We start from the raw sequence: 9,496 nt of genomic DNA on the forward strand, positions 1-9,496 counted from the left end.
GATCGAGATGATCTACCACGCCTCGCTGGAACCGGGGATCTGGCCGAGTATCGTCCAGCGACTCTCCGATATCTATCGCGGCACCGGAACTCTCTTCGTGTACGATTCCACATCACGCGGGCTGACGATGGAGATCACCCAGGGTTTCGACGAGAAGTTCATCGACAGCTACAAGAACTACTACGTCTCCACCGATCTCCTGGTGGATCAGGCCCTACTGGTGCCCGACGATCAGGTTTCGCATCTCTTCGACCTCGCCGAGAAGAATACTTTCGAGAACTCCGAATTCTATACCGATTGGTTGCGTCCGCAGCGTCTCTATCAGTGCATGGGAACGCGCATCCGCGTCGACGGCACGACGTCGATGTTCGCGACGTTTCATCGTTCCCAAGGCGACCGCGATTTCAGTGCGACCGAGTTGGGGGCTCTGTCTCAACTCGTTCCGCACTTGAAGCGTGCGGCGGATATCGGAGCGCGCCTCGGGAAGCAGGCGGGTCTCGCGACGGCGACCGCGGCAGCGCTCGATCACCTCGGCGTCGCGGCGTTTTTGCTCACCCGCGACGGCGTCGTGAGCGACCTCAACGCCGAAGCGCAACGGATGGTGGAGAGCGAGACCTTCATGCGCCTCCAACTCGGGCGTCTCGTTCCAGCGGAATCGGAGCAGATCGCCGGCTTTCGCCATACGCTCAAGCAGGTCGTCGACCGGCATATCGGGGACACGATCGTGATCCGCACCTTCCGCGGCGAGGTCCTCCAAGGATTGGTGGTTCCGGTCGCCACATCGAGCGTCTGGCTCGGCGGAGCCCAGCGTCAAGCGCTGCTCCTGATCAAGGCCAACGGGGAACAGAGCGCCCGCGCCGGCGACTTCATGCAGGAGGCCTTCCGGCTCACGCTCGCCGAGCGCCGGCTCCTGGACGCCCTGATGTCTGGAAAGACCTTGAGCGAATTCTGCGAGATTCATCAGATCAGCCGCAATACGGCAAAGACCCATCTTCAGAATCTGTTTCAGAAGACCGGTACGTCGCGGCAAGCGGCGCTCGTTCGCATGGCGTCACAATCGACCATGATCTGACGCCGCAATCTTTAGCGGGAAGTGTTACTGTTCATCGTCGAGCTGCAGCGTCAAGGCGCTGCGGATGAGAAGCGCAACGAGATCCGTTTGGCGGCTGGTCTGTGTCTTGCGGAACAGGTTCTGCAAGTGAAACGAGATCGTCGTCTGAGATACGCTGAATGCGTCGGCGATCTCCTCGAGACGTTTGCCCTCGGCGATCGCCGTCGCAAGACGGGCTTCGGCCTTCGTCAAGCCGTACATTTCGGCCACGACCTTCTGATCGAGAGGCGGCCGCCTCTCCGGATCGAGAACGAAAACCGCAACCGACGTTTTTGAAGCGTCGCCGCCGGAAAGCGGGAAGATCTGCAACAGCAGGGGTCGTCCGAATTCCTTCGACACGGTCACCGCCGCACTCTTGATCGTATGATCCAGAATGTCCTGCACGGCCTGTTTGAGCGCGCGCGTTGCCCGTTGCGCACTGGTGCGCAATTGTCCCGCAGCGATGATCAATCCATCCTTCTCGTCTATGATCTGACGAGCCGTGCGGTTCATGAACTGCACTTGGGCGTTGGCGTCGAGGACGAGAAAGCCGCTGGACATGCCGTCGAGCACTTGAGCCATGCTTTCGACGGCGTTGCGCGTCCCGTCGACGGCTTTCTCCAAGAGCGAACTGCGTTCGCTCTCCAGTTCCGACAACAGAGAGCGGCGCATCCGCTCGATCTGCGCAAGGCGCGCTTTCACCGTTGCGATGAGATGACCGAAATCGACCGGCTTGGTGAGGTAATCGTCGGCGCCGACGTTCTTGCCCTGGATGACCTCCTTCCTGTCGCCGAGGACGGACAGGAAAATGAACGGAACATCGTTCAGATCGGGACGCCGTTCGCGGACAAAGCGGAGGAGATCGTAACCGCCCATCACCGGCATGGTGATGTCGCACAGAATGAGATGCGGCTTCCGCTGCTGCAGGGCCGCCAGAGCCTCCGAGCCGTTGCCCGCCTCGATCACTTCATAATCGGCTGCCGTCAATTCCTCGACCAAGTCCGTGCGCAGCCGCTGGTCGTCGTCCACGCAGAGAATGACGTGGCGACGGTGATGAAATTCCCTCTTCGGCTCGTCCATCGACAGGTTCCTTATCGGCAGCGAAACRCTAACGGGGGAGGCCGATGGGTCGACCTCTGTGGACTGTGACTCTTCGCCGAATCGCATCATGCCACCCATGCCCCCACCCTTTTTTCTTGTCTCGATCAGCCCCCCGGCTCTCGGCCCGGGCGAGAGCCGCTGACCCCACGTCCAACGCTCCGCGGCGTCTTCGGCGGCCCGGTCATCTCGCGAGAAAGCCCGGAAGAAAGAGATTGTCCCCATACGAACATATAGGGACATGCCGATAAGGCATGCGCTAGACCATAAAATCCTCGATTGGGCGAGCGCCGGATTCCGGCTGCCCCCGGTTGGAGCGAATCGATCCCCAGCCAAGCTTCAGTTCGGGAAAAATATCCTCTCTATTCAGATAGTTTTTCACCCGTTTGGGTGATGTGGGACGTGGTCCTTACCCGTAATTCTACACATGCCGTTGGGGGAACGGATCGTCGGATCAACCGAGACATCCATCCTTCGCCCAGCGTCCCCGCCTCAGAGGCAGCATTCCGAAATGCGGGCCCGATGAGACGAGGCAATCCCAGAATGATGGACGACGAATTGAGCCATGAAGAAATGAGAACCGTTTCTGACGATCCTTTTCTTTTTCCGACCGATCTTGCCTTTCGCACCATGGTGGAATCCACGGCGCAGGCGACTCTCGTCGAGGATGGGGCCAGCAAGATCGATTTGATCTCGCTTTTGGCCCATCAACTGATTTCGCCCCTGTCCGTGATCGATTCGTCGGCCCAGCGGCTGATCCGCCTGTCGGGCAAGGTCAGCGCCGCCGAGATCGAACGCCGGAGCCAGCAGATCCGTGCCATGACCGACGAACTGATCGCTCTTTCCCGCGCCGTGCTTTCGCGAATGGAAGGCGGCTCAGGTCAGAAGACGGGGCTCGAACCGCAGATCTGCGACCTGAACGACATTCTGCTCAAGGCCTGTGAGCACGCCCGCTATTTCCAACCGCGGCGCGTGTACCAGCTCGAGACGGCGCCAGACCTGGAGCCCTTCCGGGCCGATCCCCTGTTGCTCGAACACCTGTTCGGCATCCTCTTGTGCAACGCGGCAAAATACTCGCCACCCRAGACGCCGGTCATCGTCGCAGCGCGCATGGATGGCGGGCACGTCATCATCGAGGTGACGGATTTCGGTGTCGGCGTTCCCGCCGACGAGATCAAGAACATCTTTCTCCCGTTCTTTCGGGCCACCAACGCCCAGAAGCACAAGGGCACCGGCGTGGGGCTGAGCCTGGCCGAGAAAATCGCGCGGATGCATTGCGGCTCGATCACGATCCGCAGCACGGAAGGCGAAGGATCGACTTTTACCGTCAAGCTTCCCGTGACCGGTCCGCAGCCGAGCTGCTACGACAGCGCGCAGCTGTGACCGGTCGCTTGGTCTAGACCGATCCACCCTCGACGAGTTCGACCGGCAAGATGCGTTCCCTATTGGGGAATGACCCGATCTCGAGCCGCTCGAGCACAAGGTGCGCGCCCAGTTCTCCGAGCGCGTAGGCCGACGAGCGAACGGTGGTCAGACGCGGCTCCGTCATTCCCGAAAACGGAAACCCGTTGAACCCGGTCACGGCAACGTCGCGCGGTATCGAAAGACCACGACTCTTGAGCACCTGCATGGCGACAAGAGCTATCTGATCATTGGCGCCGATGACGAGATCCGGCGGCTCATCTACGAGCGCGCCTTCGACAGCATTCGCTATGTCATCGAGATGGGTCTCGTCGCATGCCACGACGGTGAGGCGGATGCCTTTCCGCCGCAGCACTTTTCGAAACCCTTCGACGCGACGCTCGATGGCCGCCCAGCCGATGTCCGGGATGATCGCGACAGCCCGCGCGATGGGACGTTGCAAGGTCAACTCGGCAAGCGCCCTAGCGCCGCTCTCATCGTCCTGCCGAACGAAACAGACATCATTGAACGACGCATCTGCCGTTTCCTGAAAAATGACGGCGGGATGGCCAAGCCCCGCGATGAGCCCGATGTGATTGCGCCGGGCGCGCGACGGGCCGGACAACGTCACGCATAACGCATCCACCTCGAGTTCTTTGATGAGGTAGGAGCTTTCGAGATCGGCCGGTTTGACGCCATGAAGCAGAAGACCGAAGCCACGTGAGCTCAGTGCATTCGAGAGGCCCGCGACGAGATTTGTCGTGAATGGATCGGCGAGGAATGTCGGCGAAGGATCGACGATCGCCATCCCGATCGTCGATCGGCGCAAGGTCCGCAAACCTCGTCCGATTCGGTTCGGTCGATAGCCGAGCCGGCTCACCACTTCCGCGACGCGTTTTCGCGTTTCTTCGGAGACGCCGGCGCTGATGCCGTTCACCACCTTCGAAACGGTCGCTGTCGAGACTCCGGCTTCGGCCGCCACTGTGTGGAGAGTCGCTCGTTGAGACATGAGATCCGATACAACAACGTGTCGCGTTTAGCCTATTGACGACCCGAAAGAACAGCCATAGCCTTCATGTTAAACGTTTAATGTTCATAGTGGAAGGTGAGGATCGTCGGTGAGTGTCGTTGTTGATTTCGCAGCTCTGAAAGACGCTCCTTTTCGGGGCGATCCGGGACGACGGTCACTGCGTCGTTACACCATCGATGTGAGCGACCACCGGGTTCGATTCAACGCGCTCGCGCGCATCGCCGGGCTCGTTCGCTAACTCTCACGTTCACAAAGGCTCACGAATGGTCGATCTGATTTTTCATCCGGACGTTCAGTTCGAGGGCCCGGCCGATATCGAGAAAGCCGTTTACGGCACTGACGCCGCGATCCACATTTCCGCCTCTCACGATCTCGGTCGAATTCCCGACGAGATCTGGGCGAAAGCGGCTGCGGTCGTCTGCTATCACGAGATCGATATCAGCGGCCCGACATTGGACCGTCTCCCCATGTGCCGCGTCGTGGTGCGCGCGGGAGTCGGGTTCGACAACATCGATCTCGAGGCGGCGGCAAGACGTGGTATCGCTGTGTGCAACACGCCAGATTATGGGACGATGGACGTCGCCGATCACGCCATCGCCCTCACGATGGCGCTGCTGCGGGGCATCCCGATGTACAACAGCAAGATCTTCGACGATCCGGTCAAGGGATGGCGTTTCGAGAACGTGCCGACGATCCGTCGTCTTTCGACCCAGACGTTTGGCGTACTCGGTCTCGGCCGGATCGGAACCGCGGCAGCCCTTAGGGCGAAGGCGCTCGGCATGCGCGTGATCTTTTTCGACCCCTATCGCGCAACCGGCTCGGAGCTGGCGATCGGCGTCGAACGTGTCTCGTCTCTCGCCGAATTGCTGGCGCAATCGGATGTGTTATCGTTGCACACGCCTTTGACGCGCGAGACGCGTCACATCATCGGAGCCGCAGAACTCGCCGCCATGAAGGAGACGGCGGTTCTCGTGAACACCGCGCGCGGCGCTGTCGTCGATCTCGCGGCTCTTGCTCAAGCTCTTCTCAAAGGGGAAATCGCGGCAGCGGGAATCGACGTTCTCGATGTCGAACCACCGACACCGGATCATCCGCTGATCGCGGCCTGGCGCGCGCCGAATTCCGGCATCCGGCACAAGCTCCTGATCTCCCCGCACGCGGCGTTCTACAGCCCTTCGAGCCTCGTCGACCTGCGCCGCAAATCGGCGCAGACGGCGCTGGGTTATCTCAAGACCGGTCAATCCCGCGATTGCCTCAATGCGGATCTGATCGACCGCACAGCGGCGGATTGGCGCGCGGCTTTGGCGCAGGATCCACAGCGCGCGGCCTGAATCATCTTTCCCCCGACGTCGGATGCGCCATAGTGGCCGCGGCGGGATTTTCTCAAGGATAGGATGCATGGACCTCTTTTCACTGGCCGGTAAAACCGCGCTCGTAACGGCTGCCGGACAAGGGATCGGCCTGGCATCGGCTCTCGCTCTCGCGGAGGCAGGCGCCAAGGTCTATGCCACGGATATCGGCGAGGCCGCCCTTGCCAATCTGGCGACGGCCCACCGCAACATCGAAGCCTTTCGCCTCGATGTTCTGGATCAGGCGAGTGTCGAGAGCGCCGCCAAGCGGACGGGGGCCATCGACATCCTCTTCAATTGCGCGGGTTACGTGCACAATGGCACGATCCTGGATTGCGAACCGGACGATTGGCAGCGATCGTTCGAGATCAATGTGAGCGGTGCCTATCGAACCGCGCGCGCCTACCTGCCCGGGATGCTGGAGCGCGGCGCGGGATCGATCATCAACATGTCGTCTGTCGCTTCGAGCGTGAAGGGCGTGCCTTCTCGCTTCGCATACGGTGCATCGAAGGCCGCCGTCATCGGTCTGACGAAGTCCATCGCGGCCGATTTTGTCAGCCGTGGTATCCGCTGCAACGCTATCTGCCCCGGTACGGTTCAATCGCCCTCGCTGGAAGAGCGCATGCGCTCGCAAGGAAACTACGAGGAGGCGCGCAAGGCCTTCATCGCCCGCCAGCCCATGGGCCGTCTGGGCCGGCCGGAGGAAATCGCCGCACTCGTACTTTATCTGGCGAGCGACGCCGCCTCCTACACGACCGGACAGATCCACATCATCGACGGCGGTTGGTTGACCTGATGGCGTCGAGAAAGGCCACTGGCTACGCTCCGGACCGACGTCCTGAGGCAAAATGGCAGACAGTGCAAAAAAAGACGCGCGAAAGGCTTTCGTTCATCGCCGTTRAGCGTCACGTTAGGCATCACACAGGTTCGTTCTTCAAACGCCAGGGAGACTAAGAGGGCATGAAACTTTTGCGATACGGCCAGGCCGGACACGAGAAGCCGGGACTTTTGGACGCCGAAGGCAAGATCCGCGATCTTTCCGCCCACGTGGACGATATTGCCGGCGCCACGCTGTCGGCTGAGGGTCTCAAACGTCTCGCCGCGCTCGATACGAAAACCCTTCCCGTGGTCGAGGATTCCACACGGCTCGGCCCATGCGTCGCCGGAACGGGAAAATTCATCTGCATCGGTCTCAACTATTCCGATCACGCCGCTGAAACCGGAGCGACCGTTCCGCCCGAACCCATCATCTTCATGAAGGCCACGAGCGCGATCGTCGGCCCAGACGATGATCTGGAAGTGCCGCGCGGTTCGCAGAAAACCGATTGGGAAGTCGAGCTCGGCATCGTGATCGGCCGCCACGCGAAATATGTCAGCGAGGACGAGGCGCTCGACTACGTCGCCGGCTATTGCCTGATCAACGACGTGTCCGAGCGCGCATTCCAGCAGGAACGGCAAGGACAATGGACCAAGGGCAAGTCTTGCGACACCTTCGGGCCGACCGGTCCATGGTTGGTGACGAAGGACGAGATCGCGGATCCCCAAAACCTCAAGATGTGGTGCGACGTCAATGGTCGCCGCATGCAGGACGGGACTTCCGCCACGATGGTATACGGGGTGAAATATCTCGTCTCGTATCTGTCGCAGTTCATGTCGCTCCATCCGGGCGACATCATCTCGACGGGAACCCCTCCGGGTGTCGGGCTCGGCATGAAACCGCCGGTGTTCCTCAAGGCGGGCGACGTGGTGACACTCGGTATCGAGGGTCTCGGCACGCAGCGCCAGGACGTCATTCAAGGCTGACCAAAGTTCGACTTGATCTTCGGCAGGGCGTCCGCTCTAGAGCGTGATCAGCAGAGGTGGAACACGGTTCTGCCTCTGATCACGCTCCATCCCGATGAATGAGGTGCACGAGCTTCTCGCCGAACCGTCTCGGTTTCGGCGGATCATGTGCACCCGAGCAGACGCCCTCCATCCTTCCGCATCGAAGTTCGCATCATGGATCTTTCAACAATCGCTCTGCTCGCCGCCTCCGGTCTGGCTGCGGGCCTCGTCAACGCGATTGCCGGCGGCGGGACCTTCTTCACATTTTCGGCACTCGTCGCTACCGGATTGCCGCCGATCGTCGCCAACGCGACGAGCGCGGTCGCCGTCACGCCCGCCAATCTTTCCAGTGCCTGGGCCTATCGACGCGAACTCGCTGCCAACGCGAAGCGTTTCACGGCGCTGGCGGTCGTCAGCCTGATTGGCGGCCTCGGCGGCGCGTACATTCTCACCACCACCGACAACGCATCCTTTCGACAACTCGTGCCATGGCTTTTATTGTTCGCGACGGTGTTGTTCGCGGCGAGCCCCAAGATCGTCGCACTCGCCCGTTCGATTGCACGCCATGAAGGCCACGCGCCATCGACGAAGGCGTGGCTCGGCGGACTCCTGTTTCAGCTCGGCGTCGCCGTCTATGGCGGTTTCTTCGGTGCGGGCATGGGCATCGTCATGCTGGCGGCGCTCGCCATTACCGAAGGCGACGACTTCCACCTGATCAATTCGGCGAAGCATCTCTGTTCGACGCTGATTCAGTTGGTCGCCGTCATCCTCTTCATTGCGGCCGGGCTTGTCGCATGGCGCGAGACAATGATCGTCGGCGCGGCCTCCGTCATCGGCGGGTATCTCGGCGTCGTCTTCGGACGGCGGTTGCCGCCTCAAGTCATTCGCTGGTTGGTGATCGGCGTCGGCACGGTGCTGACGATCGTCTTCTTCGTGCGCTGATCAGACGAGACCCGGATCGATGTCGATCGTGCGCTCCATCCACGCAGGAACGGGCAGGTTCTTGCTGCGCAGAAATGCCGGATTGAACAGCTTCGACTGATAGCGGTTGCCGTAGTCGCACAGGATGGTGACGATGGTGTGCCCCGGGCCGAGCTGCTTGGCCAACCGAATAGCGCCGGCAACGTTGATACCGGACGAGCCACCGAGGCAGAGTCCCTCGTGCTCCAGCAGATCGAAGATCACTGGAAGCGCCTCTTCGTCGGGGATCTGAAAGGCGACGTCGATGGGCGCGCCCTCGAGATTCTTGGTGATGCGCCCCTGCCCGATGCCCTCGGTGATCGAGGAGCCGGTCGCCTTCAGCTCGCCGCTCGTGAAGTAGCTGTAGAGGGCCGCGCCCATCGGATCAGCCAGGCCGATCACGACCTTCGGATTGCGCGCCTTCAGGGCGAGCCCAATTCCGGCGAGAGTGCCTCCGGTGCCGACAGCGCACACGAAGCCGTCTACGCCGCCATTGGTCTGATCCCAGATTTCCGGGCCCGTGATGTCCCGATGACCGTCGCGGTTGGCGACATTGTCGAACTGATTGGCCCAAATCGCGCCGTTGGGTTCAGACGCGCCGAGACGCTCCGCCAGGCGCCCCGACACTTTCACGTAGTTGTTGGGATTGGCGTACGGCACCGCTGGCACTTCGATCAGCTCGGCTCCGGCAAGCCGGAGCATGTCCTTCTTTTCCTGGCTCTGCGTATTCGGAATGACGATGAT

General features: G+C 61.1%; 10 protein-coding genes. 7 read left to right on the plus strand and 3 right to left on the minus strand.

Features of this window, described 5'->3' with window-relative positions:
- On the plus strand, positions 1–1,072 hold a 1,072-nt coding region (locus tag AC1DT3_RS05675; protein ID WP_477464274.1), incomplete at its 5' end, for a helix-turn-helix transcriptional regulator.
- A gap of 24 nt (positions 1,073–1,096) precedes the next feature.
- Here AC1DT3_RS05675 and AC1DT3_RS05680 read toward each other — a convergent pair.
- On the minus strand, positions 1,097–2,170 hold the full coding sequence (locus AC1DT3_RS05680; RefSeq protein WP_477464275.1) for a response regulator: 1,074 nt from the start codon (positions 2,168–2,170) through the stop codon (positions 1,097–1,099).
- Between the two features lie 591 nt (positions 2,171–2,761).
- Here AC1DT3_RS05680 and AC1DT3_RS05685 point away from each other — a divergent pair.
- Positions 2,762–3,571 (plus strand): sensor histidine kinase, encoded by an 810-nt coding sequence (locus AC1DT3_RS05685; RefSeq protein WP_477464276.1) that lies wholly within the window; start codon positions 2,762–2,764, stop codon positions 3,569–3,571.
- Between the two features lie 13 nt (positions 3,572–3,584).
- Here AC1DT3_RS05685 and AC1DT3_RS05690 read toward each other — a convergent pair whose 3' ends face one another.
- Entirely contained in the window at positions 3,585–4,598 is a 1,014-nt protein-coding gene (locus AC1DT3_RS05690; RefSeq protein WP_477464277.1) for a LacI family DNA-binding transcriptional regulator, read from the minus strand.
- A 109-nt stretch (positions 4,599–4,707) separates the two neighbouring features.
- On the opposite strand from AC1DT3_RS05690, the gene AC1DT3_RS05695 reads away from it, so the two are divergent.
- From AC1DT3_RS05695 to AC1DT3_RS05715, 5 genes are all read left to right on the plus strand, one after another.
- Complete coding sequence (locus AC1DT3_RS05695; protein ID WP_477464278.1) at positions 4,708–4,857, plus strand: hypothetical protein; 150 nt, start codon at positions 4,708–4,710, stop codon at positions 4,855–4,857.
- 25 nt (positions 4,858–4,882) lie between these two features.
- Positions 4,883–5,950 carry a C-terminal binding protein gene (locus tag AC1DT3_RS05700; RefSeq protein WP_477464279.1) on the plus strand — a complete coding sequence of 356 codons (1,068 nt, stop codon included), beginning with the start codon at positions 4,883–4,885 and terminating at the stop codon, positions 5,948–5,950.
- 67 nt (positions 5,951–6,017) lie between these two features.
- Positions 6,018–6,764 carry an SDR family oxidoreductase gene (locus tag AC1DT3_RS05705; protein ID WP_477464280.1) on the plus strand — a complete coding sequence of 249 codons (747 nt, stop codon included), beginning with the start codon at positions 6,018–6,020 and terminating at the stop codon, positions 6,762–6,764.
- Between the two features lie 164 nt (positions 6,765–6,928).
- Positions 6,929–7,771 carry a fumarylacetoacetate hydrolase family protein gene (locus AC1DT3_RS05710; protein ID WP_477464281.1) on the plus strand — a complete coding sequence of 281 codons (843 nt, stop codon included), beginning with the start codon at positions 6,929–6,931 and terminating at the stop codon, positions 7,769–7,771.
- A 195-nt stretch (positions 7,772–7,966) separates the two neighbouring features.
- The gene (locus AC1DT3_RS05715) at positions 7,967–8,734 is read left to right on the plus strand and encodes a sulfite exporter TauE/SafE family protein (protein WP_477464282.1); all 768 of its coding nucleotides are present in this window, start codon (positions 7,967–7,969) and stop codon (positions 8,732–8,734) included.
- On the opposite strand, the gene AC1DT3_RS05720 is transcribed toward AC1DT3_RS05715, so the two are convergent.
- Positions 8,735–9,496, minus strand: a 762-nt coding sequence (locus AC1DT3_RS05720; protein WP_477464283.1) for a cysteine synthase A, incomplete at its 5' end; no start/stop codon positions are given.

The sequence above is a fragment of the Microvirga sp. P4_G7 genome, assembly GCF_056401005.1.

Excerpts from the sequence above, each read along its gene's own strand:
- AC1DT3_RS05680 (WP_477464275.1), bottom strand. The coding sequence starts at position 2,170 with ATGGACGAGCCGAAGAGGGAATTTCATCACCGTCGCCACGTCATTCTC.
- AC1DT3_RS05690 (WP_477464277.1), bottom strand. The coding sequence starts at position 4,598 with ATGTCTCAACGAGCGACTCTCCACACAGTGGCGGCCGAAGCCGGAGTC.
- AC1DT3_RS05700 (WP_477464279.1), top strand. The coding sequence starts at position 4,883 with ATGGTCGATCTGATTTTTCATCCGGACGTTCAGTTCGAGGGCCCGGCC.
- AC1DT3_RS05705 (WP_477464280.1), top strand. The coding sequence starts at position 6,018 with ATGGACCTCTTTTCACTGGCCGGTAAAACCGCGCTCGTAACGGCTGCC.
- AC1DT3_RS05710 (WP_477464281.1), top strand. The coding sequence starts at position 6,929 with ATGAAACTTTTGCGATACGGCCAGGCCGGACACGAGAAGCCGGGACTT.
- AC1DT3_RS05715 (WP_477464282.1), top strand. The coding sequence starts at position 7,967 with ATGGATCTTTCAACAATCGCTCTGCTCGCCGCCTCCGGTCTGGCTGCG.